The organism is Streptomyces sp. SirexAA-E, assembly GCF_000177195.2.
Taxonomy (GTDB): domain Bacteria; phylum Actinomycetota; class Actinomycetes; order Streptomycetales; family Streptomycetaceae; genus Streptomyces; species Streptomyces flavovirens.
The window spans coordinates 375,646-401,440 of the sequence record NC_015953.1 but is presented as its reverse complement, the minus strand read 5'-3'; the positions used below and the strand labels follow the sequence as shown (position 1 = coordinate 401,440).

Below are 25,795 nucleotides of genomic sequence, written 5' to 3'. Positions count from 1 at the left end.
TGCAGTCATACGTCGGTAGCTTGCAAGGATTGCGCTAGCGTTGCCGTCATGACGCGACGACTTGCCCAGGTGGCGCAGAAGGTAGGGGTCAGCGAGGCCACGGTGAGCCGGGTGCTCAACGACAGGCCAGGGGTTTCGCGGACCACCCGCGAATCGGTGCTGACCGCACTCGACGTCCTCGGCTACGAGCGGCCCACCCAGCTGCGCGGCGAGCGGGCCCGGCTCGTCGGGCTGGTCCTGCCCGAGCTGCAGAACCCGATCTTCCCGGCCTTCGCCGAGGTGATCGGCGGTTCCCTCGCCCAGCAGGGGCTCACCCCCGTGCTGTGCACGCAGACCAAGGGCGGTGTCTCCGAGGCCGACTACGTCGAGCTGCTCCTCCAGCAGCAGGTCTCCGGCGTCGTCTTCGCCGGAGGGCTCTTCGCCCAGGCCGACGAACCCCACGACCACTACCGCCGGCTCGCCGACCGCCGGATCCCGGTCGTGCTGATCAACGCGTCCATCGAGGGCCTGGACTTCCCCTGTGTGTCGTGCGACGACGCCGTCGCGATCGAACAGGCGTGGCGCCATCTGGAGTCGCTGGGCCACGAGCGCATCGGGCTGGTCCTCGGTCCCTCCGACCACGCGCCGTCCCGGCGCAAGCTCGCCGCCGCGCGGGCCGTCGCGGGAGCGCTCCCGGCCGAGCACGTCGAGCGCTCCTTGTTCTCGCTGGAGGGCGGCCAGGCCGCGGCCTCGCGGCTGCTGGAGCGCGGGGTCACCGGGATCGTCTGCGCGAGCGACCCGCTGGCGCTCGGCGCCGTACGCGCCGCACGCCGGCGCGGCCTCGTGGTGCCCCGAGACGTCTCCGTCGTCGGCTTCGACGACTCCGCCTTCATGAACTGCACCGAACCGCCGCTGACCACCGTGCGGCAGCCCATCGAGGCGATGGGGCGGGCGGCCGTCGAACTGCTCTCCGCGCTCATCCAGAGCGGCGCCGTGCCGCCCGGCGAACTCCTCTTCGAGCCCGAGCTCGTGGTCCGCGGCTCGACCGCGCAGGTGCGCCGCTGAGGGGCCTGTCGGCAACGCCCCCGAGGCCGCGGGGCGGACGCACGTCACGCGCCGGATACGGAAGGATGTCAAGCATTTACGAAATCTGCGCGAGATATTGCGTTCACATGTCGGCGGTGGTTGAGTAAGCCGCGCCCCGGCGGAGAGTTCGCCGAGGGCCTTCCATGCTCATGCCCGAAGGGGACCACCGATGAGAAGTGCTGGGTTCCGCCGTTCTCGCACACGCAGAGCCTCCGCGGCCGCGCTCGTCACCGCACTCGCCCTGACTGCCCTTGCCTCCTGTGGCACGAGCAGCAGCGGCAACGGGGACGACGGCAGCGGTTCCGACAGCGGATCGTCCGATCCCACGGCGCCACTGGACCCGAAGGCCGAGGTGACGCTGTCGATCGACTGCATGCCGCCGGCCGCCAAGGCCGCGGAGCTGCGGGAGTGGAACGAGGACATCAAGGCGTTCAACGCGAAGTACCCGAACGTCAAGATCAACGGGAAGTCCACCCCGGGCCAGTGCCTGGAGCCCCCGCGCTTCACGGCCATGCTCAAGGGCAAGTCGCAGCCCGACGTCTTCTACGCCTACTTCACCGACCTCCAGCAGGTGCTGGACAACGACGGCGCCCAGGACATCTCCGCGTACGTCACCGAGAAGACCGTCCCCGCCCTGAAGGACATCCAGCCCCAGGTGCTCGACGTGGCCCGTAAGGACGGCAAGCTCTACGCCCTGCCGACCAGCAACTACACCATGGGCCTGATGATCAACCGCAAGCTGTTCACCGAGGCCGGCCTGAACCCCGACACGCCGCCCGCCACCTGGGAGGAGGTGCGTGCCGCGAGCAAGAAGATCGCGGCGCTCGGCAAGGGCGTGGCGGGCTTCGGCGAGTACAGCGCGGGCAACAACGGCGGCTGGCACTTCGCCGCGACCCAGTACGCCCTCGGCGGCGACGTGGTCGACGCGAGCGGCAAGAAGGCCGCCTTCAACGACGCCAAGGGCAAGCAGGTCCTCCAGCAGCTGCACGACATGCGCTGGGAGGACGACAGCATGGGCAAGACCCAGCTGCTGAAGTGGGGCGACCTCCAGAAGCAGATCGCCAGCGACAAGCTCGGCATGTTCCTCGCCGCACCCGACGACATCGCCTACATGGTGCAGCAACTCGGCGCGAAGTACGAGAACTTCGGCATGGGTCCGATCCCCGGCGGCCAGGGGACCCTCTTCGGCGGCAACAACTACATGATCAAGAAGGGCAGTTCGCCCGACAAGATCAAGGCCGCCGTGGCCTGGCTGAACTTCAAGAACCTCACCCCCGGCAAGGGACAGTTCGACTGGGCCCGCACCAAGGCCGACAAGCTGCCCGTCGGGCTGCCGCAGCCGAACTTCTTCACCGGTGAGAGCAAGACCCAGGACGACGCCGCACGCGCCGCCAACGCGACGATGCCGGTCGAGAACTTCAAGGCGTTCATGGACAACCCGGTCCCGGGCAAGGCCGAGCCGCCGAAGGCACAGGAGATCTACAAGGTCCTCGACGTGGCGATGTCCGCCGTCCTGACCAACAAGGACGCCGACATCGACAGGCTGCTCGCCACCGCGGAGCAGCAGGTCAACCAGGTTCTCGCGAACCAGTGACGGATCCGCGGGGCCGGGTCGCCCGGACCCTGCCCCGCGATCTCGACCGTCCGACCCGCGACTGATTGCACCGGCACCGAGGAGACACCATGTCGGCCCCCACCCTGTCCACGACGAGCAAGGCGAGCCCGCCGCCGCGTGGACACCACCGCCCGGCCGGGCCGGACTCCCCCCGACAGGAGTTCGTGCGCGCCCTGCGCCGCAACATCTCCGCGCACGGCTTCCTGATCGGCGCGGTCCTCTGCTTCTCGTTCTTCTCCTGGTATCCGATGGTCAGGGAGTTCATCCTGGCCTTCCAGAAGACCGAGGACGGACGCACCACCTGGGCCGGCTGGTCCAACCTGAGTTACGTCTTCAACGACCCGGCCTTCTGGCAGGCCTGGCGCAACACCCTGCTCTTCACCGTCCTGGCCCTCCTGCTCGGCTTCGCGGTCCCGTTCGTCGTCGCCGTCGTACTCAACGAGTTCCGGCACGCCCAGGGGTATCTGCGGCTGCTGGTCTACCTGCCGGTCATGCTGCCGCCGGTCGCCTCCGTCCTGCTCTTCAAGTACTTCTACGACCCCGGCTACGGACTCTTCAACCGCATCCTGGAACTCCTCCACCTGCCCGCCCAGCAATGGCTCCAGGACCCCGACATCTCGATGCTCTCCGTGGTCATCGCGTCCACCTGGATGAACATGGGCGGGGCCACCCTGATCTACCTCGCCGCCCTCCAGGGCATACAGGGGGAGCTGTACGAGGCGGCGGAGCTCGACGGCGCGGGACTGCTGCGCAAGATCTGGCACGTCACCATCCCGCAGACCAGACTCATCCTGTCGCTGCTGCTCCTCATGCAGATCATCGCGACGATGCAGGTCTTCACCGAGCCCTTCCTGCTGACGAACGGAGCGGGCCCCGAGGGCTCCACCACGACGGTCGTCTACCTGATCTACCAATACGCCTTCAACTTCAACAACTACGGCAGCGCGGCGGCCCTCGGACTCGTCCTGCTCGTCGTACTCGCGGGATTCTCCGCGGTGTACGTACGCCTCAGCCGCAGCAGCGAAGACTAGGACGGGAGCACGACGATGGCATCGAACACGCTTGTCTCCCGGCGGGGGACCGAAAAGGCGCGCGACGTCCGGCGCAGGCGCGGCCGCGAGTCGGACCCGGGCCGTCAGCGGACCCTGATCTCACCGGCCCAACTGGGCCGCCGCCGCGGCAGAACGGTCTACTGGATCGTCTTCGCCCTGGTCGTGACCGCCTTCACCGTCGCCTTCCTCGGCCCCCTGTACTGGATGGTCACCGGTGGTCTCAAGACCACGCAGGAAGTCGTGCAGAGCCCGCCCACGGCGTTCCCCAGCTCGATCCACACGGAGAACTACTCCCAGGCGTGGAACGTGATGGACCTGTCCAAGCTGCTCTTCAACACCCTGTACTACGCCTTCGGCGCACTGGCCTTCCAACTGGTCCTCGACGTGGCCGCCGCCTACTCCCTCTCCAAGCTGCGGCCCGTCTTCGGCAAGGTCATCCTCGGCATGATGCTCGCCACCCTGATGATCCCGGCGACCGTCCTCGTCGTGCCGCAGTACCTGACCGTGCTCGACGTGCCGATCTTCGAGCGCAACCTGCTCAACTCGCCCTGGGCGATCTGGCTCCCCTCGGTCACCAACGCCTTCAACATCTTCCTGCTGAAGCGGTTCTTCGACTCGATCCCGCGCGAGCTGCTGGACGCCGCGGCCATCGACGGCGCCTCCCCGCTGCGCACCCTGCGCTCGGTGGTGCTGCCGATCTCCCGGCCGATTCTCGGCGTCGTCTCCATCTTCGCGGTGGTCGGGGTCTGGAAGGACTTCCTCTGGCCGATGCTCACCCTGCCCGACCCCGGCAAGCAGACGCTCAACGTGGGCATCTACTCACTGGCCAGCGGTGTGCCGGAGAACGTCCTGATCGCCGCGCTCACCATCGCGTCGGTCCCGACCCTGCTGATCTTCCTGATCTTCCAGCGCAACATCGTGAGCGGCCTCACCGCGGGCGGCCTCAAGGGCTGAGGCCCCGACCGCCGTGCGCAACCGTCTCGTCCTCAGCACTCCGCCGCCGGCCCCACCACCACACGCCCCGCGTCGGGCCCGGCGGCGGAGTACCACCTGCCCGAAAGGAACGCACACGTGGCAGCCAACCGTCCGACCGAGACCACCGCATCCTGGTGGCGCGACGCCGTCATCTACCAGATCTACGTACGCAGCTTCGCCGACGGCGACGGGGACGGCACCGGAGACCTCGCGGGAGTCCGGGCCCGACTGCCCTACCTCGTCGAGCTGGGCGTGGACGCCCTGTGGTTCACCCCCTGGTACCTCTCGCCGCTCGCCGACGGGGGCTACGACGTCGCCGACTACCGGAACATCGACCCCGCGTTCGGCACCCTGGCCGAGGCCGAGAAGCTGATCGCCGAGGCCCGTGAACTGGGCATCCGGACCATCATCGACATCGTCCCCAACCATGTGTCCGACCGGCACGCCTGGTTCCGCGCCGCGCTGGCGGCCGCCCCCGGCAGCCCGGAACGCGACCTCTTCCACTTCCGCCCCGGACGCGGCGAGCACGGCGAGATCCCGCCCAACGACTGGGTCTCCGAATTCGGCGGGACGCCCTGGACCCGCCTCGACGACGGCCAGTGGTACCTCCACCTCTTCGCCCCCGAGCAGCCCGACCTCAACTGGGCGCACCCGGCGGTCCGCCAGGAACACGAGGACGTCCTGCGGTTCTGGTTCGAACGGGGGGTGGCGGGCGTACGCATCGACTCGGCGGCCCTGCTCGCCAAGGATCCCGCCCTGCCGGACTTCACCGAGGGCGCCGGTCCGCACCCGTACGTCGACCGCGACGAACTCCACGACATCTACCGCTCCTGGCGGGCCGTCGCCGACGAGTACGACGGCGTCTTCGTCGGCGAGGTCTGGCTTCCGGACTCCGAGCGCTTCGCCCGCTACCTGCGCCCCGACGAACTGCACACCGCCTTCAACTTCAACTTCCTGGCCTGCCCGTGGGACGCCGGGCTGCTGCGCTCCGCCATCGACGACACCCTCGCCGAGCACGCCCCCGTCGGCGCCCCCGCCACCTGGGTGCTGTGCAACCACGACGTGACCCGGACCGTCACCCGGTACGGCCGTGAGGACACCGGCTTCGACTTCTCGGCCAAGGTGTTCGGCACCCCGACCGACCTGGAGCTCGGCACCCGCAGGGCCCGTGCCGCCGCCCTGCTCTCCCTGGCCCTGCCCGGCGCCGTGTACATCTACCAGGGCGAGGAGCTGGGCCTTCCCGAGGCCGACATCCCCCGGGACCGCATCCAGGACCCGATGCATCTGCGGTCGGGCGGCGTCGACCCGGGCCGCGACGGCTGCCGGGTGCCGCTGCCGTGGTCCGCCGGGGAGCCGTACGCCGGATTCGGGTCCACCGCCGAACCGTGGCTGCCCCAGCCGCAGTCCTGGCCGTCGTACGCGGCGGACGCCCAGAGCGGCGACGCAACGTCCATGCTCACCCTGTACCGCGAGGCCCTCAGGCTGCGCCGCGGCGAACCGGGATTCGCCGCCACCGTCGAGGAGACGTCCGGCGGCCGCCTGAACTGGCTGCCCTCGGCCCCCGGAGTCCTGGCCTTCACCCGGACCGACCGCCTGCTCTGCGTCGTCAACCTGTCGGACGGTGCGGTGGAACTCCCGGACCACACGGAGGTGCTGCTGACCAGCGGCCCGCTGGACGGCTCCGGCCTGCTGCCCGGTGACACGGCGGCCTGGCTGCGACGCTGACGCGACCACCGGGGCCGGCCCGCACCGGCCGCGCCACGGAACGAGGACCGGCCGCCACGGGGGGCCGGTCCTCTGTCATGTCCGCCCCCGGACCGGACGGATCAGTCGGACGCCGCCGACCGTCCGCATCATTCGTCGAAGCGTCGAAACATTCGGAATGCAGTCTCCGGTGATCGGCTCTCCGGCGGGAACACGACTTCCGGTCAAGAGGTCACAGCTCCGCGTATGTGATGCTCCACCAGGGGCGATGCCTACGGTTCAAAGAACGGCACGCGCGAAGATTTCGCTTCGGTTACCGAAACTATTGACACTTGATGGGGTCAGGTCAACACTGTTCGCCGTCGACAGACCTCAACCGCTGTCGGCCCGGGAAGTCACCGCGACCCGGTTCCCGGCCGTCGAGCGCACGACGGCCGGGCCGCGCCCTACCGCGGCACCTGACCCCGACGCGCGTCGGGGTCGACTCCTGGATGCGGGACCGGCCCTGCCACGATCCCGCCGAGCCACCCGCCCCGCCGTCACTCCTCGGAGGAGGAAGTACGCACATGAACCCACTCGTGTACACGGAGCGCCGCAGACGCGGCCGGCTCACCTCGCTGGCCGGCAGCGTCTGCGCCCTGGTACTGGCCGCCGCGGCCGCGATGCTGCTGCCCGGCACGGCCAGTGCCGACACGGTCGTCACGACGAACCAGACCGGCAACAACAACGGCTACTACTACTCGTTCTGGACCGACGGCGGCGGCCAGGTCTCCATGAACCTGGCCTCCGGCGGCAGCTACAGCACCTCGTGGACGAACACCGGCAACTTCGTCGCCGGCAAGGGCTGGAGCACGGGCGGCCGTAAGAGCGTCACCTACTCGGGCACCTTCAACCCGTCCGGCAACGCCTACCTGACGCTGTACGGATGGTCGACGAACCCGCTCGTCGAGTACTACATCGTGGACAACTGGGGCACCTACCGGCCCACCGGTACGTTCAAGGGCACGGTCTCCAGCGACGGCGGCACGTACGACATCTACGAGACCACCCGCACCAACGCCCCCTCCATCGAGGGTACGAAGACCTTCAAGCAGTTCTGGAGCGTCCGGCAGTCGAAGCGGACCGGCGGCACCATCACCACCGGCAACCACTTCGACGCCTGGGCCCGCAACGGCATGAACCTCGGCACCATGAACTACATGATCCTCGCCACCGAGGGCTACCAGAGCAGCGGCAGCTCCAACATCACGGTGAGCGAGGGCGGATCCGGTGGTGGCGGCGACAACGGTGGAGGGGGCGGTGGCGGTGGCGGGTGCACCGCCACGTTGTCGGCGGGTGAGAAGTGGGGTGACCGGTACAACCTGAACGTGGCGGTGAGCGGCTCCAGCAACTGGACGGTGACGATGAACGTGCCGTCGGCGGAGAAGGTGCTGTCGACCTGGAACATCAGCGCGAGTTATCCGAGCTCCCAGGTCCTGGTCGCCAAGCCGAACGGGAGCGGGAACAACTGGGGTGCGACGATCCAGGCCAACGGCAACTGGACGTGGCCGACCGTCTCCTGCACCACGAGCTGACCCCCCGAAACCGCTGAACCGCTCCGTGCCGGCCGACCGCGGTCCCGTCGGCACGGAGCGGCACGAGGAGGACTCACCCGCATGAGCATCACACCCCGTCCCTCCCTGCGCGCCATGGTCACCGGTCTCGCCGTCGCCGCGTCCGCCCTGGCGGGCGGCGCCGTCACCGCCGCACCGGCCCGGGCCGCCGCTTGCAACGGCTACGTCGGGCTCACCTTCGACGACGGACCGTCGGCGGCCCAGACCCCGGCCCTGCTGTCCGCGCTCAAGCAGAACGGCCTGCGGGCCACCATGTTCAACCAGGGCAACTACGCCGCCTCCAACCCCGCCCAGGTCAAGGCCCAGGTCGACGCCGGCATGTGGGTCGGCAACCACAGCTACAGCCACCCGCACCTGACCCAGCAGAGCCAGGCGCAGATGGACTCCGAGATCTCCCGGACCCAGCAGGCCATCGCCGCCGGAGGCGGCGGCACACCGAAACTGTTCCGCCCGCCGTACGGCGAGACCAACGCCACGCTGCGGTCGGTCGAGGCGAAGTACGGTCTCACCGAGGTCATCTGGGACGTCGACTCGCAGGACTGGAACGGCGCGAGCACCGACGCGATCGTGCAGGCGGTCTCCCGGCTCACCGCCGGTCAGGTCATCCTGATGCACGAGTGGCCCGCCAACACCCTCGCCGCGATCCCGCGCATCGCCCAGACCCTGTCCGCCAAGGGGTTGTGTTCCGGCATGATCTCCCCGCAGACCGGCCGCGCCGTCGCTCCCGACGGCGGCGGCAACGGTGGAGGGGGCGGTGGCGGTGGCGGGTGCACCGCGACGTTGTCGGCGGGTGAGAAGTGGGGTGACCGGTACAACCTGAACGTGGCGGTGAGCGGCTCCAGCAACTGGACGGTGACGATGAACGTGCCGTCGGGCGAGAGGGTCATGACGACCTGGAACGTCAGCGCGAGTTATCCGAGCGCGCAGGTCCTGGTCGCCAAGCCGAACGGGAGCGGGAACAACTGGGGTGCGACGATCCAGGCCAACGGCAACTGGACCTGGCCGACCGTCTCCTGCACCACGAGCTGACCCGAGCGGGACGAAGCCCCACCGCACGTGTGGCGCGGCGGCCGATGCCGCCGCGCCTCGCCGTGTCCGGCGGGAGGCTGCGGCACAGTGGACGTATGGATGATCTCAACGCCCTCGCCGACGAACACCTGACCCTGGCCCGCGCCAACCCGCACGGACGCAGCGCGCACCTGCTGCTGCGTCAGGCACCGCTGCGCCAGACGGTGATCGCGCTCACCTCGGGATCCGCCCTCGACGAGCACAACGCCCCTCCGGCCGCCTCGCTGCTCGTCCTCCGGGGCTCGGTCAGGCTCACCGCGGGGTCCGGGGACGTGGAGCTGACCGCGGGCACCCTGCACCCCGTCCCGCGGGAGCGGCACGGGGTGCTCGCCCTGGAGGACGCGGTGGTGCTGCTGACGGCGGTCAACGACTAGGCCGTGTACCGGAAGTGATCTTCGTAGCTGCTGGGGAGGGTAGTCCCTGTCGTGTGATGCTGGCGTCATGGCTGATCATCGCGAGGTTGTCGTAGTTCGCTGGCCGGGTCAGACCGCTTCGGTCGAGGACGGTTTGGCCGCGTTGCTGGCGGCGTACCACCTTCGGACCGAAGCAGAGAAGGGGGAGGCGGTTGCCGAGGCGAGCGATCTGCCGGACCGGTACCGGGCGGAGATCACCGACCCGTGGACGGCGTTCGCCGCCGACGCCGTACTGGTGGCTCTCCAGGGCGACACCGCCGTCGGGTGCCTGGTGGTGACCGCCCCGTCCGAGGGACGGTCGGAGATCAAACGGCTCTGGACCGACCCTGTCTTCCGCGGCCGGGGCGTCGCCTCGGCCCTGCTCGGCGCCGCGTTCGCCCATGCCGCCGAGAACGGAGTGGAGACCGTCCGACTCTCGGTGTGGGAATGGCGGAGCGATGCCATTGCCCTGTACGAACGGCTCGGCTTCACGGTCACCAAGTCGTGGGAGGAGCGAAAGCAGCTGGTGTGCATGCACCGCGCTGTCCGAGTCGTCACAGCCACGCGTTGATGGACGCGACAAGGACGGTCGCCTCGTATCGGACTGCGAGTTTGTCGTATCGCGTAGCGACGGCGCGGTGCCTCTTGAGACGGTTGATCCCGCACTCGACCGCATGACGCTCACGGTGGTCAGCCTTGTCGAACTTCGGCGGCCGACCGCCGCGGGTGCCGAGCTTGCGCCGGTTGCGCGCCTGGTCGGTCTTGTCCGGGATGGTGCAGCGGATCCCGCGGCGGCGCAGGTAGGCGCGATTCTCGCGGGAGGCGTACGCCTTGTCGGCTCGCACGCGATCGGGGCGGACGCGTGGCCGGCCCGGCCCGATGCGGGGCACGCGGACTTTCTCCAGCACTGGTTCGAACTGCGGCGAGTCTCCGCGCTGCCCGGCCGTGATCACGACCGACATGGGCTTTGGCCCTGCTCGACGGCCAGGTGCAGCTTGGTGGTGAACCCACCGTGCGAACGTCCAGCCCGTGTTCACCGGGCTCGGTGAACACGGATCAAGCACCAGGACCGGGCTTACCGTGATCTACGCCGCGCCGACAACGTTCTGACCCGCAACAGCTAGTAGTGCGGCGTCTGGTATGTCGCGGTGACAGGTGGGGCAGGCGCCGGTCCACGTCGCGAGGAGTATCTGCGGTTCGCGGACGACTCGGTAGAGGCGCAGGCCGGCGCCGTCTCTTTGGGGATCGGTTCAGTCGCTGCAGGGTGCAGAAGGCGTGGGCGAAGCACGTACCGCACTCAGATGTCGGTGAGGAGAAAATCCCCGTTCTGGACCGGGTAGGTCGTGAGGATGAGCGTGTGAGGGCCGAAGAGGCGGAGTGGCTGCATGGAGCGCCGCTGGCTACGAGGCATAAGGAACGTGTTGGATTCGCGGTCCCAGTCCTGCCCGGTCTCGATAAGGATGTCGTAGGTCCCGGCACGCAAGTCGTAAAGCTGTGCACGAGTGGATGCGGGAATGCGGATGACGAGATAAGGATCGGCTCGCCCCAAGGCCACCCGGTCGCTGTAGGACGATAACGTGCACTTGGTGTCTTCAGCGCCGGTATCGATAACGAGGTGCTGGTGGCCCCCAACCGTCGGGGGGACGATCATCTCCGGAGTGGGCCGCTCGTACTCGGGTTCACCCTGCCGGGGCGGGAAATGAGCTGGTGGGTGGGCGTCCGGGCGCGCTGCCGAAGGGCCGTGTGCCTGTTCCCATGGCCGCTGCTCCCTCGCCGGGGAGCCACCGCCGCCGAGTTCTCGGAACAGGAAGACCGCGGCAACGACCACGGAAACGAGCATTAACAGAGCGTAAGAATGCATGCCTTGCACCATTCCTGAGCGGTTCAACGATCAGGCATCACAGTCCCATCGCTTATCCTCCCTCAACGGAGCCGCGGCGGTCGAGGGTTCGGACCAGGCTCCTGTTGCTGAGGTTGAACGGCTGGTGTCGTAGGGGGTGACGGCTGGCCGGTGGTCGCGGTGTCACCGGAGTCATACGGTATCCACAAGGGGGCGGGCTGACCGCCGAACGGCAGCAGTTCCGCGAAGAGTTACGGCTCCAGGCGGCCGAGCGGTTCGCCCGGGGCGAGGGCAGCTCCGCGCGTCCATCGAGGATCTGACCGCCCGCCTCGGCGAACTCCGACGCGGAGAGCGAGAACCCGCGCATCACCCGCAAGGCCGTCCTGAACCTCCCGGTACCCAAGCCCGCCGACGATCCGCCGTGGTCACGGGGCCGGAGTCCCATATCACGATGTCCAGCAGCTCACCGGCGGCTTCGAGGTCGAGCAGGCAGGGGCCGGGGGCGTGCCTGCAGACGTTCGTGGCCAGCTCGCTCACGGCCAGCTGCAAAACCCGTTGTGGGAGCGCTCCCAGTAGGGTCAGGATGGCCCGATGAACCAGACCGCGCATGTGCGTCCCTACCGTCCGGACGACCGTGAGGCCCTGGCGGGCATCTGTGTCCGCACGGCCGACAACGGCGGGGACTCCAGCCATCTGTACCCCGACCCCGGGCTGATGCCGGCGCTGTTCGCCGCTCCCTACGCCCACCTCGAACCCGAGCTGACCTTCGTCCTCGACGACGGGACGGGGAGGGCGGTCGGGTACGTCCTGGGCACGGCGGACACCCGGCGGTTCGTGGACGCGTTCCGTGAGCACTGGATCGGGCGGGTGACGGAGCGTTTCCCCGAGCCGACGGGCTCGCCCGGCACGCTCACCGAGGAGATGACCGCACTCCTGTACCGCCCCGAGCGCATGGTCCTCCCCGAACTGGACTCGTATCCCGCCCATTTGCACATCGACCTGCTTCCGCCATGGCAACGCAGGGGATTCGGCCGGAAGTTGATGGACGCCTTCCTGGGTGCCCTGCGGGACAAGGGAGTCGCGGCCGTGCATCTGTCCATGCTGACGGCCAACACCCCGGCCAGGGCCTTCTACGACCGACTCGGCTTCCACGAGATCGCGGTCCCCGACCCCGGGCCGCTCACGTATCTGGGGCGCTCGACGCAGGGGTGTGGCGGGGGAGAGGTGGGCAGGTAGTGAGTGCCGATCCCGGGCGAGGGCCGGGACGGCCCACGCGGAGGGATGAGTGACAGTGACGGAACAGAGCGTATGGAGGTTCACGGACGACCGGAGGCAGTTGACGACGGCACAGCGACGGCCGACGCGGGTGCTGGCCTATGTCCAGGCCGGAGCGACCCTCTGGGACTACGGGATACGCCCGGAGGGGATATTCGGCTCCGGCCACGACGGGGCCGCCCCCGACCGGGCCAAGACCGGGACACTGCCGCTGGACGCCGTGGACTACCGCGGTGCGGGTGACGCCTTGGACGTGGACACGCTGCTGAGGGGTGACCCGGACCTCGTGGTCGCCGTCAGCTACGGCCACGGTCAGATCTACGGGCTGGACCCGGACACCGCGAAACACCTGGAGGAGCGGGTCCCGGTCGTCGTCGTCGACGTCGGGCAGGCGCGCACCCTGGACCGGGTCGCCGAGCGGTTCGCGGAGCTGGCGCTGGCGCTGGGCGGCACCCGCGACCCCGGCGCGGACGGGGAGCTGGCAGCCGCCCGCCGGCGGCTGCGCGACGTCGTGGGCGCCCGACCGGACCGGCCGAGAGTGGTGGCGCTGTCACCCGCCGGCCCGGAACAGGTCCACATCGCCCGCCCCCCGATGTGGCCCGAGCTCCGGGTCCTGGCGGAGCTCGGGGTCGCCCTGGTCGCCCCGGAGGAAGGGCCCGGGGCCAACTGGTCCACCGACGGCTGGGACCGGGCGGCGGCCCTGAGCCCCGGCATCGTCCTGACGGACATCCGGTCGAACGCGGTCCCGCTCGACGGGATCGACGACCCGGCCTGGGCGGCGGCCCGCCAGGGGGCGCGCATCGTGCCGTGGAACCCGGAGCCCCTGTGCAGCCCGCAGGCACTGGCGCGCTTCCTGCTGCTGGTGGCCGACGCGGTGGAGGCGGCCGGGGCGGCCTGACGGTCCCCCGGCACGACCGCACGTCGACGACTCCCGCCGTGTACCGGCCGGCACGGGGGAGCCGTCGGCGTCGCCCGGCCACCACCGGGGGGAGAACCGCGACGGTCGCGCACCGCACCCGAGCCCGAAAGCCGAGCCGGCCCGCTGCTCCGTACGGATGTCCCGGATCGCGCGGTCCGCCGCCGTTGGCGAGGCTGGCCGGAGCGACCCCGTCCCCCAGGAGCAGGAGCAGGCATGCAGCAGGACAAGCACCCGGCGTACCGTCCGGTGGTCTTCCGTGACCGTTCCGCCGGCTACGCCTTTCTGACCCGGTCCACCGCGTCCAGCGAGCAGACCATCGACTGGGACGACGGCAACAGCTACCCCGTCATCGACGTGGAGATCTCCGCCGAGAGCCACCCCTTCTTCACCGGCAAGGCGCGGGTGGTCGACACCGAGGGGCAGGTCGCGAAGTTCGAGCGCCGGTACGGCGAGGAAGGGCGCGGGGGCGACGCCCCCTGACCTGTACGGCAGCCGCCGATCGCCGGGGGCGGAAGCGGCGTTCCCCGCCCGCGGGGCACGGTGCGGCGGCAGGGCGTCCGCAGACCACGGTCGGTCCGGACACCCTGCCGCCACTGCACCTCGTCCCGGCCCGGGGCCGGGCGCCCACCGACGGCAGCGGCTCGCCCATCCCTGCCGCCGTGACGGTCTCCCGGGCCGGCGCCCCGCCACCGGACGCGCGTGAGCTCGCGGCGGCGCCGAACAGCCCGCCCGCGCCCGGCCGCTGACGGTGTCCTCGCCCCCACCCCGATCGTTCATCACTGCATGACCGTGACCCTTACCCCGACCGCTCCACCGTCCACCGTCGAACTGCTGACCGGAGTCCTCCTCGGCAGCGGATACCGTCGCGAACACGGGTTCTGGCAGCGGCTGATCAGCACAGAACCGTTCCGCCGCCCGGCCGGCAAGACCCCCGAGGAGCGACTGGCCCTCGCCTACGAGCGCCTCCGCGTCCTCAACCGCTCCCTCGACAGCGGGGCGCGCCTCGCCGCCGACCCCCGTGCCCTGGCCGCCCTGCACGAGTGGATGGGCCCGGTGGACCCCGCGCTCGCCACCGTGGCGGGCATCCACTACAACCTGTTCCTCGGCAGCCTGCTCGACCACGACCCCGTCGGCAGCCGTGACCTGTCCGAGTACCTGACGATGCGGCGCATCGGCACCTTCCTCTGCACGGAGGTGGCGCACGGCAACGACGCGGCCTCCATGGAGACCACCGCCACCTACGACCGCGCACGCGACGGCTTCGTCCTGCACACGCCGCACGCCGGGGCGCAGAAGTTCATGCCCAACACCGGCCGGGCCGGCGGTCCGAAGGCCGGGCTGGTCGCCGCCCGTCTGATGGACGACGGGACCGACCACGGCGTCCGCCTCTTCCTGGTGCCGCTGACGGACGACGAACAGCCCCTGCCCGGCGTCCGGGTCCGCCCGCTGCCGGCCAGGATGGGCAGTCCCGTCGACCACTGCCTGACCTCGTTCGACGGACTGTTCGTCGGGCGGGACGCGCTGCTCGGCACCCACGACGGCTCCGGCGCGCAGAAGGACCCCGGCCGCATGCGCGCCGAGCGCCGCCGCCACTTCCTGTCCTCGATCGGACGGGTGGTCCCCGGCAGGGTCTCGATGAGCGCCTGTGCGGCGGGCTCCGCCCGGGCCGCGCTCGCCGTCGCCGTCCGCTACGGGGGACACCGGACGATCTCCGGGGCCCGGGGCACACGGCAGGTACCGGTCAACGCCCACCGGACCCACCACGGCCCGCTGGCCTCGGCCCTGGCGACCGTCTTCGCGATGAGCCTGCTCCACCGCCGCGCGCTGGACCGCTGGGAGGTCTGCACGGAGGCCGGCCGCGACGAGGCGGAACGGCTGGTTGCGGTTGCCAAGGCGTGGATCACCTGGCAGGCCCGCTCGGTCATCGTCCAGAGCCGCGAACGCTGCGGGGCACAGGCGCTGCTGGAGAACAACGGCATGAGCGAACTGGTCACCGGGATCGAAGGCGCCATCACCGCCGAGGGCGACAACATCGCGCTGTACGCCAAGGCGGCGGGCGAACTGCTCGTCGCCGCCCGGCCCGCCCCGGACACGGACTCACGCGACCCCGGGACGGGTGACCTGGGAGACCCCCGCTTCCTGCACGGGCTCCTCGTCGCGGTCGAGGACATCTGGCTGACGAGGGCCGGGGAGCGGGCGTTGCGGTTGCCCGACGCGGACCGGCTCGCCCGCTGGAACGCGGCAGCCGGCCCCGCCCTGCGCGGCGTCGAGGCCCACGCGTACCGGCAGGCCGCCGAGGCCTACGCCGAGGCCCGCGCCGCACTGCCGCACGGAGCGGCCCGGGACCGTCTGGCCGAGCTGGAGCGGCTGTTCACCGTCGAGTGGGTGGCCCGCAACAGCGGCGACCTGCTGGCCGCCGGGCTGCTGGACGCCGATCAGGTCGCGGCCCTGCCCGAGGTCACCGAGGATCTGATCGCACGGGTGGCCACGCACGCGCCGCAGCTGGTGGAGGCGTTCGCCCTGCCGCGCGAGCTGCTCGCCGACTGGCCGATCGCGGGGCCCGACTACGCCGACGCGTACGACGACCCGGACGCGCCCTGGCACATGGCACCGGCCTCGCCGGCCCGGGAGGGCGCCGTATGAGCGCAACTCCCGGGCCCGGCAGGGCGGGCATGCGCGAGACCCTGGAGGTCATCGGCCTGCGGGCCGTCCTGCTGGCGTACTGGGGCACGACGTCCGTGCTCACGCGCCGGTGCCGGCCGCGCCCACACCGAGGCGAATCGGTTCATCAGGCGCAGCGCATGCCCTGAGGCCGCCGGCCGGGACGGAGCCCTGACGGCCCGTCCCGGCCGAGCCGCCTACCGGCGCAGTCCACGCGCGGGAAGGCCCCGCACCGGGCCCGCAGGCCGTCCACCCGCTGCGTGATAGCTTGCAGAGGCCAGTCACACTCCACCTGGAGTCAGGGAATCCGGTGCGAATCCGGAGCTGACGCGCAGCGGTGAGGGGGACGGGCGGGGCCACGGCCACTGGGACGCCTTCGGGGCCCCGGGAAGGCGTCCCGTCCGGGTGAACCCGAGTCCGAAGACCTGCTGGTACCGCTTCCGCCCCGGAAGCGGCACACCGTAGCGGGCTTCGCGGAAGAGCCCCGAGACGCCGAGGGATCCCGTGCAGTCCATAGCCCGTGCCGTACGCCTGACCACCCTGCTCACCGCCGCGGCCGTCCTGCTGACCGCCTGCGGCGGCACCGGCGGCAGCACCGCGGACACCGGCGCGGCGGACGGCGCCGCCGCCGGCTACCCGGTGACGCTGAAGAACTGCGGGCGTACGGTCACCGTCGACGCGGCCCCGAGCCGTGCCGTCTCCCTCGACCAGGGATCGACCGAGATCCTGCTCTCCCTGGGCCTCGCCGACCGGCTCGCCGCCACCGCGACCTGGACCGACCCCGTGATGAAGGGCCTGGAGAAGGCCAACTCCCAGGTGCCGCGCATCGCGGAGAACCGGCCCTCCTCCGAGAAGGTCCTCGACCAGGAACCCGACTTCGTCAGTGCCTCGTTCGAATCCACCCTCGGCAAGGGCGGTGTCGCGCCCCGTGAGCAGTTCGAGGAGCTGGGCGTCCCGACGTACGTCTCACCCGCCGACTGCACCGCCAAGGACAACAGCGGCAGCGGAGACGGCTCCCGTACGAAGCCGCTGACCATGGACAGCGTCTACCAGGAAGTGACGGACCTGGCGCGGGTGTTCGGCGTCCAGGAGCGCGGCGAGAAGCTGGTCGCCGACCTCCGGGCCCGGATCGACGAGGCCACCGCGGACGTCGACGCGTCCGACACCACGCTGCTGTACTGGTTCGCCAACGCCGAGTCCCCCTACCTCGCGGGCTGCTGCGGCGCCCCCGGCATCATCACCGACGAACTGGGCGCGAAGAACGTCTTCGACGACACCTACGAGGAGTGGCCCCAGATCAACTGGGAGACCGTCGCCGACCGCAACCCCGACGTCCTGGTCATCGGCGACCTGACGCGCAGGTCGCAGACCGCCGAAGGCGCCGAGAAGAAGATCGAGTTCCTGGAGTCCAACCCCGCCACCAAGAACATGGACGCCGTCCGCGGCAAGCGGTACGTCCTGCTCAGCGGCCAGGCGATGAACCCGTCGATCCGGACCGTGGAAGGCGTCGAGCGCGTCGCCGCCGGGCTGCGTTCGTTCGGGCTCACCCGGTGACGGGCACCAGGACCGTCCCCGTTCCGAGCAAGGCGCCGGTACCCCGGGCCATCGGTGTCCGGGTGCTGCGGGACGGGCTGCTGTGGACCGTCGGGGCGGCCCTGCTCGTCCTGTCCGTCGCGGTCGCCGTGACGATCGGGCCCGCGCGCATCTCCGTCCCGGACGTCTGGTCCACCGTCGCCGCCCACCTGGGGCCAGGCGAGTCCCGGCTGACACCGATCCGCGACGGCATCATCTGGAACCTGCGCATGCCGCGCACCCTGCTCGCCGCGGTCTGCGGTGCCGGGCTGGCGGTCTGCGGGACGGTGATGCAGTCCCTGCTGCGCAACCCGCTCGCCGACCCGTTCGTCCTGGGCGTCTCCTCCGGGGCGTCGACCGGGGCGGTCGCGGTCGTCGTGCTCGGGGCCGGCGGGGGAGCGGTGTCGGTCTCGGCGGGAGCCTTCGCCGGCGCGCTCTGCTCGTTCGCCCTCGTCCTGCTGCTCAGCCACACCCTCGGCGGCACCACCGACCGGGTCGTGCTCTCCGGGGTCGCGGCCATGCAGCTCTTCTCCGCGCTCACCTCCTTCGTCGTGATGACCGCGGCCGACGCCGAGCAGACCCGGGGCGTGCTGTTCTGGCTGCTCGGCTCGCTGAGCGGCGTCGGCTGGACCGATGTGTGGGTCTGCGCCGCCGTCCTCGCGGTGACCCTGCTGATCTGTCTCGGTCACGCCCGTACGCTCGACGCGTTCGCCTTCGGGCAGGAGGCGGCCGCCTCGCTCGGCGTCCACGTCGGCCGTACCCGCGTCGTACTGCTGTGCACCACGGCGCTGCTGACCGCGGCGCTGGTCAGCTCCGCCGGTGCCATCGGCTTCGTCGGCCTCGTCCTGCCGCACGCCGCCCGCGCACTGACGGGCTCGGGCCACCGCCGGCTGCTGCCCATCACCGCGCTCGCCGGGGCGGTGTTCCTGGTCTGGGTCGACACCCTGGCCCGGACCGTGCTCGACCCCCAGGAGGTGCCGGTCGGTGTGGTCACCGCCCTCATCGGGGTCCCCGCCTTCGTCCTGGTCCTGTACCGCACCCGGAGGAACCCATGACAGCCGCCGACGGCGAGGGCCTGAGCGCCGCGCGGGTGAAGAGGGAGGCGGGCGGCCGGCTCGTCCTCGACGGTGTGGACATGGCACCGCCGCCCGGCGCCACCGTCGGGCTGATCGGCCCCAACGGCTCCGGAAAGTCCACCCTGCTGCGGATCATGGCGGGGGTCCTCGCCCCGCACTCCGGGGTGGTCACCCTCGACGGCCGTACGCTCGCCGAGACCGGCCGTCGCACGGTCGCCCGGCGGGTGGCCGTGGTCGACCAGCACGCCGCCACCCAGGTGGAGATGAACGTGCTGGACGTCGTACGCCTCGGCCGCATCCCGCACCGCCGCGCCTGGTCGGCCTCCGGTCCCGAGGACGAGCACGCCGTGCGCGAGGCGCTGGAGCGCACCGGACTGGCCGACCGCGCCGGCCAGTCCTGGCACACCCTCTCCGGCGGGGAGCGCCAGCGGGTGCAGATCGCCCGCGCCCTCGCCCAGCAGCCGCGTGAACTCCTCCTGGACGAGCCGACGAACCACCTGGACATCCAGCACCAGCTGGAGCTGCTGGCCCTGGTCGCGGCCCTGCCCGTCACCGCGGTCATCGCGCTGCACGACCTCAACATGGCCGCGATGTTCTGCGACCGGATCACCGTCATGGCCCACGGGAAGGTGGTCGCCGCCGGGCCCCCGGCCCAGGTGCTCACCGAGGAACTCATCGCGGAGGTCTACCGGGTGCGGGCGGTGGTCACCCCGGACGGGCCCGACGGCCGCCCCTCGGTCCGCTTCCTTCCGGGAGACGCGCGGCCCGCCCCGGCGGCCCGGATCTCCTGACGGCCGTCGCGAGGAGCACGGCGAAGGGGCGGGCCCGGAGACTCCGGGTCCGCCCCTCGCATGTGCTCATGCGGCCTGTCGCCGCTCCGGGAGGGGGTCAGCGACGACGTCCCTGGCCGAACTCGCCGCCCATGTCCTTGCCGCTGCCCGCTTCCTTGCCGTCCGCGTAGTCGATCTTCTCCTTGCGGAGCTCGGCGGAGACTTCCTTCTGCTCGGTGACCTTGTTGGTCTCGAGGCGGACCCGTTCCACCGGGACGGCCTCCTTGCGGACGGTGGCGCGCTCGGCGTGCAGGGTGACCTCGACATCCTGGTCGCCGAGGTCCGACGTGCCGGCCGTCCTCTCGCCCGGCTTCAGCGGCTCGCGCACCACGCGTACCTCTTCGTGGGACACGGGCACCGTCCGCGTGACCTCCTCGGTCACGACGTACTTGTGCAGCCGGGCCCTGCCGCTCTCGTACTCCTCCGTCCCGACGGTGAGCTGCTCCTCGGAGCGGGTCATCTCGTCCCGGCCACCGGCACCGGCCGCGGACCGTTCGGCCCCGGCCCCGGCGAGCGGCCGCGACGCGTCCGTGTCCCGGTGCCCGCCCATGCCGCCCGGGGTGGCCGCCCTGCCGGTCTGCCCGGCGCGTGCGGTCCCCGCCGCCCCGGCCGCTCCGGCCGCGGCTCCCGTGCCGGCGGCGCCCGCGGCCCCGGTTCCGGAGGTGGTGCGCGCGTCACCGCCGCGGCCGGTGGTCTTCCTGGTCAGGCCGTAGTGGCGATACAGCTCCTCCTCCTCCGCGACGGACAGATGCGCGTCGGCGTCCACCCGGGGGGCTTCCTTGACGCTGTCCTTCGGATGCGAGACGTGCAGGTCCGAGCCCACGCGGCGGGCCCCGGCAAGCGGCACGAAACTCTCCTTCATGCCGAACATGCCGGTCTTGACCGTGATCCAGTCCGGCTTGCCGGTGTCGTCGTCGACGTACACCCGCCCGACGGTGCCGACCTTCTCGCCGTCACTGTCGAAGACGGTCAGACCGTCGAGTTCTCCGGAATCCGTGAAACCGTCAGCGGCTCCCATGGCCGATACCTCCTCGTCCGGGCGCGTCCTGTGGCTGGCTCCAACAGGGGAGGCGCGTCCGTACTCCATCGCGCCTCGCCCGGTTGGACGCTGCAACTTCCCGGCACCCGCGACGGGGGCCCCGAACGTCGCGGGACCGGCGGGTGGCCCCGCGGGACGCGGGTGACGGCTGTCTCGCCACGTTACGCCGAACGGGTGAGCGCCCCCTGCGGGCGGCGCCGGGGACGCGGTCCGGGCGGAGGGTCGGCGGGGCCGGACCCGGGCGCGGGGCGCCACGTATGATCGACGCGCCGTCGCCGACCGTCGGAACGGCCCGCCGACGGGGGTGCACCATCGAGTCCGTACGTGTCGACCTGCCCGGACAGCGCGGGGAGCTCCTGGCCCGGCGGGAGAGGGGCCAGGGCCTCCACCACCTGGTCTGGCGACTGGGCCCGGGCTGGCGGGTGTGCAGCAGCGCCGTCCTCGGCGGCGGGATCGGGCCCCGCGCCTGGATCCTCAACGCACAGGTCCCGGGCGGATACCCACGGCTGGACCCCGACCGGCACCTCGCGGAGATCGCCGCGGCGGAGGGGCTGTCCGGTGCCGGTGCCGGACTGATGACGGCCGCCGACGTCACGGCGTACACCACCGGGCACGACGGTGGGGTGACGGCCACCGTCACCAGCGGGCTCGGGGTACGGGGCTGGGCCGCCGCCCCCGTGGAGGGCGAGGACGGGCCGCCGCCGCCCGGCACGGTCAACATCGTCGTCACCCTGCCCGTGGCCCTCTCCGACGCCGCACTGGTCAACGCGGTGGCGACCGCCACGGAGGCGAAGGTCCAAGCGCTCCTGGACGCCGGACTCGACTGTTCCGGCACACCCACGGACGCGGTGTGCGTCGCCGCACCCGCGCCGGGGACGGACACCGGCGAACTCTTCGCCGGACCGCGCTCGCGCTGGGGCGCACGCCTGGCGAGAGCCGTGCACCACGCCGTCCTCACCGGGGCGGGGCAGTCCTGAGACCGGGGGTGCCCGAGGGCGGGACCGAACGGCACCCCGGCGGCCGCTGCCGCACTCTGGAGAGAACCGAGTCCGGCACCACGCCCGGCGCCCGCCGCGCCGCGCACCAGCCGCCGGGCCCACCGACGAAGGGAACGAGCCCATGACCACCGCCTCCTCGGCCGACGCCGTCCCCGGAAAGCCGGCCGTCGCGGTCCTCGGCACCGGGATCATGGGATCCGGAATGGCCCACAGCCTGCTCAGGGCCGGGCTGCCCGTCCGGGCCTGGAACCGGACCCGGTCCAAGGCCGAGCCCCTGGCCACGGCCGGAGCCACCGTGACGGACACGGCCGAGGAAGCCGTACGCGGCGCCGACGTCGTCCTCACCATGCTCAACGACCGACGCGCCGTCACCGAGACCCTCACCGCCGCCACCGGAGGCCTGCGGCCCGGACAGATCTGGCTGCAGAGCTCCACCGTCGGCCTCGACGCCGCCACCGACCTGGCCCACCGCGCCGCCGGGCTGGGCCTGGTGTACCTCGACGCCCCGGTCTCCGGCACCAGACAGCCCGCCGAGCAGGGCACGCTGACGGTCTTCGTCTCGGGGCCCTCCGCCGCCCGGGCGACGGTCGGGCCCGTCCTGGAGGCGATCGGGCAGCGCACCGTGTGGGTCGGCGAGGACCCGGGGGCGGCCACCCGCCTCAAGCTGGTCGCCAACACCTGGGTGATCAACCTCGTCAACAGCGCCGCGGAATGCCTGAACCTCTCCGAGGGGCTCGGCATCGACCCGCAGCTGTTCCTGGACGCGATGAAGGGCGGCCCGCTGGACACCCCGTACCTCCAGGGCAAGTCCGCCGCGGTGCTCAACGGCGACCTCACCCCGAGCTTCGCCCTGTCCACGGCGCTCAAGGACTCCCGGCTGATCCTGGAGGCCGCCGAGGCGGCCGGGGTGAGGCTGGACCTGGTCGCCGCCTCCGCCGAGCGGTTCGCCCGTGCCGAGGACGCCGGACACGGCGACCAGGACATGATCGCCACCTACTACGCGGGGCGCGGCGCCTGACGGACCGGCAGCCGGGCCGGCACGTCAGATGACCGTCACGGGATGACGCACCACGGCGTCGAAGAGGTAGCCCTGCGTGTTGTACGCCGCCGTGTCCGGCTGGCGGCGGCCCGAGCGGTCCGTCGCCCGGGCGAGCAGCACGGCGGGCCCCGGCTCCTCGGGGACCCAGTCCACCGACCAGCGCACCCGGCTGCCGGCGCGGGGCTCGTCGCGCAGCCGCGCCGGACGCCAGTGGGTGCCGCCGTCCGTGCTGACCGCGACCGAACGCACCGGCGCGCCGCCCGACCAGGACCGGCCGGTGAGCCGGTGCCCGCGCCGGGCGGCGAACGCGGCGCCCGGCTCCAGCTCGAAGGCGCTCTTGAGTGTCTGCCGGCTCAGCGGCGCACTGCCCTCGGGCGGATGGCCGGGCCCGAACAGACGGTAGAGGCCGGTGTTCCACGGGGTCAGCAGCGGCTCGTCGCTCACCTCGATGTCACCCACCCACTTGATGTGGGCGACGCCGACCCAGGACGGCACGATCAGCCGCACCGGAGCGCCGTGGTCGGGCGGCAGCGGCTCGCCGTTCATCTCGTAGGCCAGCAGCACGTCGTCCATCGCCTTGGCGACGGGCAGCGGCCTGCGGACCCGGCCGAGGTTCGTCCCGTCGCTGATCACCTCGTCGTCCAGCCCGCGCGGCAGTACGTCGACGGCGTGCCGGCCGATGCCCGCCCGGCGCAGCACGTCGGACAGGCGCACCCCGCGCCAGCGGGCCGCCCCGACGGCACCGAGCGTCCACGCGGTGCCGCTGACCTCCTGGCCCTGCTGCGAGGCGAAGAAGCTGCGGCCGTTGCCCGCGCACTCGACGAACGCGGTCCGGGAGGTGGACGGCAGCGCGCGCAGGGCGGCGTACGTGAAGTCCACCGGGCCATCCGTCAGGCCGTCTCCCCAGACCGTCAGCTTCCAGGACGCCCTGTCGACGGACGGTGTCGCGGTGTGGTTGCGGACGAAGAAGCGGTCGGCGGGGGTGAGGAGTCCGGTGTCCCGCAGTGACGCGAAGTTCGTCTCGGCGTTCGTCCCGCGCACCGTGAACAGCTCCGGCGGCAGCGGCTTCACCACGCCGGGCAGGGAGCCGGCGGCGCGGGCCGGGGAGGCGCCGGCCGGGACCAGTGGGGCGGCCACCGAGGCCGCCGCGACCAGCCTCATCAGGTCGCGGCGGGCGATTCCGGCCGACCTCGCGCGGCCCCGGGACCACTGCCCGAGCCGCATCCGGTCGTACGCGGCTTCGGACGACGGCAGAGGACTCATGAACGCTCCTGGGGACCGGGGAGGACGGGGCCGGGCTTCAGGCCGCCGGGGCCGACCGTGACGACGCCGCGGGACGGAGGGCGGTGCGACCGGTCATGCGGGAGGCTCGCAGCGGCCGTACGGGGCGTCAACACCCGCCCGGACGGGCCGGGACGCGTGTGTCCCACAGCCGTGCGGCGGCTTCCCGCCACCGCCGGACAGCGGCGGACGCGATGCGACCTGGGGGTTCACCGGGTCCGGCGGAGCAGCGGTCCGGGAAAGGGTTGCGCGGGGCGGGCCGCTCGCGCACCGGCGCACGCCGTACATGATTTCATCCGGCCGCAACACGGGCGGCCCGCGGGCCGGTCCGGGCGCGACCACGGACTCTGGAGGCGGGCCGGGCGCTGGGGACGTCAGTCCTCGGTGAACATCCCGGCGCGCAGCTTGCGGAGCGTCCGGCCGAGCAGCCGGGACACATGCATCTGGGAGATCCCCAGCTCGTCCCCGATCTGAGCCTGTGTCAGCTCCTGGCCGAACCGCATCTCTATGATGCGGCGCTCCCGTGCGTCGAGATCCTCCAGCAGCGGCGCCAGGGCGTGGAGGTTCTCCACCGTCTCCATCGCCGGGTCGGGCTCGCCCAGCACATCGGCGAAGGTGCGCCCGCCCGTCGCGCGGCCCGCGGGGTCGCCCGCTTCCGCGGGCATGTCGAGTGAGCCCGCCGTGTAGCCGTTGGCCGCGACGATCCCGTCCGTGACCTCCTGCTCGTCGAGGCCGAGGTGGGCGGCGAGCTCCTGGACCGTGGGGTCCCGGTCCAGGCCGACGGCGAGCGTCTCCTTCGCCCGGGCGAGGTCCACCCGCAGTTCCTGGAGCCGTCGCGGTACATGGACGGACCATGTGGTGTCGCGGAAGAAGCGCTTGATCTCACCCACGATGTACGGCACGGCGAACGAGGTGAACTCGACCTCGCGGGCCAGGTCGAACCGGTCGATCGCCTTGATCAGGCCGACGGTGCCGACCTGGACGATGTCCTCCATGTCGCCGCTGCCCCGGCTGCGGAAGCGGCCGGCCGCGAACCGCACCAGGGAGAGGTTCATCTCGATGAGCGTGTTCCTGGCGTACTGGTGCTCCGGCGTGCCCTCGTCGAGCAGCTGGAGCCGGTCGAAGAACAGCTTCGACAACTGCCGTGCGTCCCGCGGCGCGACCTGTCCCGCGTCCTCGATCCACGGCAGGTCTCCTGCGGCGCCCGCCCGTTCCGCAGCGGCGGTCCGTGCCGTGTGCGCCGTCATCTCGTCACGCTCCCGGATCGTAGGCGTTGAGGTGACATGCACCTGCCCGGAATATGACAACTCATGTGTGGCAAAGAGGAATCGGGACATCTGGCGTCCGCTGACGGCCGGTATGCGTCGCCGTCGCCCCAGGTGCCCGAGGGCCGGGCACGGGTCCGCACGCAGAAGACCGCCCCACCGGTACGGGGGAGCCCGGTGGGGCGGCCATGTCCAGGGTGCCACAGTGGGCGGGGCGTTGGGGCCGGATCGCGGCAGAGCCCGGTACCGGCGGGCCGGACGCGCCCCGCGGACGGGCGTGGCGGACGGGACGCGGGCCCCACGTCCGGCCGACGGCCCGGCGAGGGCGCCCACGAAGCCTGACCCGCCACGATCCCGCCCCTCAAGCCCGCGGAGCTACGCGCGAACGCCGGTCGACCCGACGCATGGAACCGCCGACGGAACCGGCCCGCCGCAACGCCCCGTCGACCGGCCTCGGGAATACGCGCGGACCCGACGCGCTTTCCGCTGCTGTCGTCCGTCCCGCGACCGAGCCCA

Annotated in this window: 23 protein-coding genes, 2 pseudogenes and 1 riboswitch; of the genes and pseudogenes, 19 read left to right on the top strand and 6 right to left on the bottom strand. The window is 71.6% G+C overall.

Features of this window, described 5'->3' with window-relative positions:
* The first annotated feature begins 48 nt into the window (after positions 1–48).
* The 9 genes from SACTE_RS01720 (at position 49) to SACTE_RS01680 (ending at position 10,055) form a co-directional block, all read left to right on the top strand.
* Positions 49–1,044 carry a LacI family DNA-binding transcriptional regulator gene (locus tag SACTE_RS01720; RefSeq protein ID WP_014044298.1) on the top strand — a complete coding sequence of 332 codons (996 nt, stop codon included), beginning with the start codon at positions 49–51 and terminating at the stop codon, positions 1,042–1,044.
* Positions 1,045–1,234: 190 nt separating this feature from the next.
* Complete coding sequence (locus SACTE_RS01715; protein ID WP_014044297.1) at positions 1,235–2,659, top strand: extracellular solute-binding protein; 1,425 nt, start codon at positions 1,235–1,237, stop codon at positions 2,657–2,659.
* Positions 2,660–2,748: 89 nt separating this feature from the next.
* Positions 2,749–3,711, top strand: a complete 963-nt coding sequence (locus SACTE_RS01710) for a sugar ABC transporter permease (RefSeq protein ID WP_014044296.1) — start codon at positions 2,749–2,751, stop codon at positions 3,709–3,711.
* 15 nt (positions 3,712–3,726) lie between these two features.
* Complete coding sequence (locus SACTE_RS01705; protein WP_014044295.1) at positions 3,727–4,686, top strand: carbohydrate ABC transporter permease; 960 nt, start codon at positions 3,727–3,729, stop codon at positions 4,684–4,686.
* A gap of 117 nt (positions 4,687–4,803) precedes the next feature.
* Positions 4,804–6,432: a glycoside hydrolase family 13 protein gene (locus SACTE_RS01700; protein WP_014044294.1), complete on the top strand. Its 1,629-nt coding sequence runs from the start codon at positions 4,804–4,806 to the stop codon at positions 6,430–6,432.
* A 545-nt stretch (positions 6,433–6,977) separates the two neighbouring features.
* A complete protein-coding gene (locus SACTE_RS01695; protein ID WP_014044293.1) occupies positions 6,978–7,985 on the top strand; it encodes a glycoside hydrolase family 11 protein in 1,008 nt (335 codons plus the stop codon).
* An 81-nt stretch (positions 7,986–8,066) separates the two neighbouring features.
* Positions 8,067–9,053: a polysaccharide deacetylase family protein gene (locus SACTE_RS01690; protein ID WP_014044292.1), complete on the top strand. Its 987-nt coding sequence runs from the start codon at positions 8,067–8,069 to the stop codon at positions 9,051–9,053.
* A 95-nt stretch (positions 9,054–9,148) separates the two neighbouring features.
* Positions 9,149–9,466 (top strand): cupin, encoded by a 318-nt coding sequence (locus tag SACTE_RS01685; protein ID WP_019992917.1) that lies wholly within the window; start codon positions 9,149–9,151, stop codon positions 9,464–9,466.
* Positions 9,467–9,533: 67 nt separating this feature from the next.
* The gene (locus tag SACTE_RS01680) at positions 9,534–10,055 is read left to right on the top strand and encodes a GNAT family N-acetyltransferase (protein WP_014044290.1); all 522 of its coding nucleotides are present in this window, start codon (positions 9,534–9,536) and stop codon (positions 10,053–10,055) included.
* Positions 10,056–10,095: 40 nt separating this feature from the next.
* Here the strand turns inward: SACTE_RS01680 and SACTE_RS01675 are convergent.
* From SACTE_RS01675 to SACTE_RS34805, 3 genes and pseudogenes are all read right to left on the bottom strand, one after another.
* A pseudogene (locus SACTE_RS01675) lies at positions 10,096–10,508 on the bottom strand (transposase); the annotation flags it as partial.
* A 273-nt stretch (positions 10,509–10,781) separates the two neighbouring features.
* Positions 10,782–11,324 carry a hypothetical protein gene (locus SACTE_RS01670; protein WP_226995139.1) on the bottom strand — a complete coding sequence of 181 codons (543 nt, stop codon included), beginning with the start codon at positions 11,322–11,324 and terminating at the stop codon, positions 10,782–10,784.
* A gap of 426 nt (positions 11,325–11,750) precedes the next feature.
* Positions 11,751–11,876, bottom strand: a pseudogene (locus SACTE_RS34805) (ATP-binding protein); the annotation flags it as partial.
* 39 nt (positions 11,877–11,915) lie between these two features.
* Between SACTE_RS34805 and SACTE_RS01665 the strand changes: the two are divergent.
* The 8 genes from SACTE_RS01665 to SACTE_RS01635 all read left to right on the top strand — a co-directional run bounded on the left by SACTE_RS01665 (position 11,916) and on the right by SACTE_RS01635 (position 19,618).
* Positions 11,916–12,560 carry a GNAT family N-acetyltransferase gene (locus SACTE_RS01665; RefSeq protein ID WP_014044287.1) on the top strand — a complete coding sequence of 215 codons (645 nt, stop codon included), beginning with the start codon at positions 11,916–11,918 and terminating at the stop codon, positions 12,558–12,560.
* 55 nt (positions 12,561–12,615) lie between these two features.
* Positions 12,616–13,497: an ABC transporter substrate-binding protein gene (locus tag SACTE_RS01660; protein WP_026359057.1), complete on the top strand. Its 882-nt coding sequence runs from the start codon at positions 12,616–12,618 to the stop codon at positions 13,495–13,497.
* 234 nt (positions 13,498–13,731) lie between these two features.
* The gene (locus tag SACTE_RS01655; RefSeq protein ID WP_014044285.1) at positions 13,732–13,998 is read left to right on the top strand and encodes a type B 50S ribosomal protein L31; all 267 of its coding nucleotides are present in this window, start codon (positions 13,732–13,734) and stop codon (positions 13,996–13,998) included.
* 303 nt (positions 13,999–14,301) lie between these two features.
* A complete protein-coding gene (locus tag SACTE_RS01650; RefSeq protein ID WP_019992920.1) occupies positions 14,302–16,161 on the top strand; it encodes an acyl-CoA dehydrogenase in 1,860 nt (619 codons plus the stop codon).
* Positions 16,158–16,328 (top strand): hypothetical protein, encoded by a 171-nt coding sequence (locus SACTE_RS34490; protein WP_019992921.1) that lies wholly within the window; start codon positions 16,158–16,160, stop codon positions 16,326–16,328. Before SACTE_RS01650 ends, SACTE_RS34490 begins: the two co-directional genes overlap by 4 nt.
* Before the next feature lie 112 nt (positions 16,329–16,440).
* A riboswitch (cobalamin riboswitch) is annotated at positions 16,441–16,627 on the top strand.
* Between the two features lie 56 nt (positions 16,628–16,683).
* The gene (locus SACTE_RS01645) at positions 16,684–17,733 is read left to right on the top strand and encodes an ABC transporter substrate-binding protein (protein WP_014044284.1); all 1,050 of its coding nucleotides are present in this window, start codon (positions 16,684–16,686) and stop codon (positions 17,731–17,733) included.
* Between the two features lie 50 nt (positions 17,734–17,783).
* Positions 17,784–18,806 (top strand): iron chelate uptake ABC transporter family permease subunit, encoded by a 1,023-nt coding sequence (locus SACTE_RS01640; RefSeq protein WP_226995209.1) that lies wholly within the window; start codon positions 17,784–17,786, stop codon positions 18,804–18,806.
* Positions 18,803–19,618 (top strand): ABC transporter ATP-binding protein, encoded by an 816-nt coding sequence (locus tag SACTE_RS01635; protein ID WP_014044282.1) that lies wholly within the window; start codon positions 18,803–18,805, stop codon positions 19,616–19,618. The genes SACTE_RS01640 and SACTE_RS01635 overlap by 4 nt, the downstream gene beginning before the upstream one ends.
* Positions 19,619–19,715: 97 nt before the next feature.
* Here the strand turns inward: SACTE_RS01635 and SACTE_RS01630 are convergent, their stop codons facing one another.
* Positions 19,716–20,675 carry a PRC and DUF2382 domain-containing protein gene (locus tag SACTE_RS01630; protein WP_014044281.1) on the bottom strand — a complete coding sequence of 320 codons (960 nt, stop codon included), beginning with the start codon at positions 20,673–20,675 and terminating at the stop codon, positions 19,716–19,718.
* Positions 20,676–20,953: 278 nt separating this feature from the next.
* Here SACTE_RS01630 and SACTE_RS01625 point away from each other — a divergent pair, with 278 nt between their 5' ends.
* Positions 20,954–21,673 carry an adenosylcobinamide amidohydrolase gene (locus SACTE_RS01625; RefSeq protein ID WP_014044280.1) on the top strand — a complete coding sequence of 240 codons (720 nt, stop codon included), beginning with the start codon at positions 20,954–20,956 and terminating at the stop codon, positions 21,671–21,673.
* A 142-nt stretch (positions 21,674–21,815) separates the two neighbouring features.
* Positions 21,816–22,712, top strand: coding sequence for an NAD(P)-dependent oxidoreductase (locus SACTE_RS01620; protein ID WP_014044279.1), 897 nt, complete (start codon positions 21,816–21,818; stop codon positions 22,710–22,712).
* Between the two features lie 24 nt (positions 22,713–22,736).
* Here the strand turns inward: SACTE_RS01620 and SACTE_RS01615 are convergent, their stop codons facing one another.
* Both SACTE_RS01615 and SACTE_RS01610 read right to left on the bottom strand, forming a co-directional pair.
* Positions 22,737–23,996, bottom strand: coding sequence for a sulfite oxidase (locus SACTE_RS01615; RefSeq protein ID WP_014044278.1), 1,260 nt, complete (start codon positions 23,994–23,996; stop codon positions 22,737–22,739).
* Between the two features lie 392 nt (positions 23,997–24,388).
* Positions 24,389–25,261: an RNA polymerase sigma factor SigF gene (locus SACTE_RS01610; protein WP_014044277.1), complete on the bottom strand. Its 873-nt coding sequence runs from the start codon at positions 25,259–25,261 to the stop codon at positions 24,389–24,391.
* Positions 25,262–25,795: the final 534 nt, after the last annotated feature.

Coding starts and splice junctions, on each gene's coding strand:
- SACTE_RS01685 (WP_019992917.1), top strand. CDS start 9,149: ATGGATGATCTCAACGCCCTCGCCGACGAACACCTGACCCTGGCCCGC.
- SACTE_RS01710 (WP_014044296.1), top strand. CDS start 2,749: ATGTCGGCCCCCACCCTGTCCACGACGAGCAAGGCGAGCCCGCCGCCG.
- SACTE_RS01665 (WP_014044287.1), top strand. CDS start 11,916: ATGAACCAGACCGCGCATGTGCGTCCCTACCGTCCGGACGACCGTGAG.
- SACTE_RS01715 (WP_014044297.1), top strand. CDS start 1,235: ATGAGAAGTGCTGGGTTCCGCCGTTCTCGCACACGCAGAGCCTCCGCG.
- SACTE_RS01615 (WP_014044278.1), bottom strand. CDS start 23,996: ATGAGTCCTCTGCCGTCGTCCGAAGCCGCGTACGACCGGATGCGGCTC.
- SACTE_RS01620 (WP_014044279.1), top strand. CDS start 21,816: ATGACCACCGCCTCCTCGGCCGACGCCGTCCCCGGAAAGCCGGCCGTC.
- SACTE_RS01705 (WP_014044295.1), top strand. CDS start 3,727: ATGGCATCGAACACGCTTGTCTCCCGGCGGGGGACCGAAAAGGCGCGC.
- SACTE_RS01625 (WP_014044280.1), top strand. CDS start 20,954: ATGATCGACGCGCCGTCGCCGACCGTCGGAACGGCCCGCCGACGGGGG.
- SACTE_RS01680 (WP_014044290.1), top strand. CDS start 9,534: ATGGCTGATCATCGCGAGGTTGTCGTAGTTCGCTGGCCGGGTCAGACC.
- SACTE_RS01630 (WP_014044281.1), bottom strand. CDS start 20,675: ATGGGAGCCGCTGACGGTTTCACGGATTCCGGAGAACTCGACGGTCTG.
- SACTE_RS01610 (WP_014044277.1), bottom strand. CDS start 25,261: ATGACGGCGCACACGGCACGGACCGCCGCTGCGGAACGGGCGGGCGCC.
- SACTE_RS01635 (WP_014044282.1), top strand. CDS start 18,803: ATGACAGCCGCCGACGGCGAGGGCCTGAGCGCCGCGCGGGTGAAGAGG.
- SACTE_RS01695 (WP_014044293.1), top strand. CDS start 6,978: ATGAACCCACTCGTGTACACGGAGCGCCGCAGACGCGGCCGGCTCACC.
- SACTE_RS34490 (WP_019992921.1), top strand. CDS start 16,158: ATGAGCGCAACTCCCGGGCCCGGCAGGGCGGGCATGCGCGAGACCCTG.
- SACTE_RS01720 (WP_014044298.1), top strand. CDS start 49: ATGACGCGACGACTTGCCCAGGTGGCGCAGAAGGTAGGGGTCAGCGAG.
- SACTE_RS01655 (WP_014044285.1), top strand. CDS start 13,732: ATGCAGCAGGACAAGCACCCGGCGTACCGTCCGGTGGTCTTCCGTGAC.
- SACTE_RS01650 (WP_019992920.1), top strand. CDS start 14,302: ATGACCGTGACCCTTACCCCGACCGCTCCACCGTCCACCGTCGAACTG.
- SACTE_RS01690 (WP_014044292.1), top strand. CDS start 8,067: ATGAGCATCACACCCCGTCCCTCCCTGCGCGCCATGGTCACCGGTCTC.
- SACTE_RS01670 (WP_226995139.1), bottom strand. CDS start 11,324: ATGCTCGTTTCCGTGGTCGTTGCCGCGGTCTTCCTGTTCCGAGAACTC.